This is a genomic window from Halorubrum sp. SP9 (assembly GCF_005435015.1).
Lineage (GTDB): Archaea > Halobacteriota > Halobacteria > Halobacteriales > Haloferacaceae > Halorubrum > Halorubrum sodomense.
This window is the reverse complement of record NZ_SGXU01000013.1, coordinates 105,114-105,808: the sequence shown is the minus strand read 5'-3', so window position 1 is coordinate 105,808 and position 695 is coordinate 105,114. Positions and strand designations below refer to the sequence as shown.

Annotated in this window: 1 protein-coding gene; it reads left to right on the top strand. The window is 78.0% G+C overall.

What is annotated here, in order from left to right:
• Positions 1–57: 57 nt before the first annotated feature.
• A partial coding sequence (locus tag EXE45_RS09745; protein WP_394348151.1) for an adenosylcobinamide-GDP ribazoletransferase occupies positions 58–695 on the top strand: 638 nt, incomplete at its 3' end.

Below are 695 nucleotides of genomic sequence, written 5' to 3'. Positions count from 1 at the left end.
CTTCACGAAGACGCGGAACCTCGCGCTGTTCGCGTTCGGCGTGTTGATCGCGTGGTCGTGAGCCGCGCGGTCGCGGCGCTTCGCGGGGCGCTCGGGTTCTGCTCGCGGGTCCCCGTCGGCGGCGGCGAGGGCGACTGGGAGGCGTTCCGCCGCGCGCCCGCGGCGATGCCGGCGGTCGCCTACGCGCTCGGCGGCCTGATCGCGCTCCCGGTCGTCGCGGCGGCGCTGGGACCGGTCCGGGTGCCCACCCCCACGTTCGCGGCGGCGTTCCCCGCGTGGATCTACCTCGTCACCGGGATCACGCACCTCGACGGCGTCGCGGACCTCGGGGACGCCGCGGTCGTCCACGGCGACGCCGACCGGCGACGCGAGGTCATGAAGGACTCCGCGCTCGGCGTCGGGGGGACGCTCGCGCTCGCGCTGACGGTCTTCGCCGTCGCGGCCGCGGGGACGGTGACCGTCGACCTCGCCCGTCTCTCGCTCGTCGACGCCGTCGCCCTCGTGGTCGCCGCCGAGGTGGGCGCGAAGGCCGCGACGGCGACGCTCGTCTGCGTCGGGGAGGCCCCCCACGAGGGGCTCGGATCCGCGCTGACCGGGGAGTCCGGCCCGCGCGCGCTCGGCGGCGTCGCGCTCGCAACGGCCCCCGCCGCGCTGTTCGGCGCGTCGGCCCTCCTCGCGGGCGGCGGCGCGTTCGG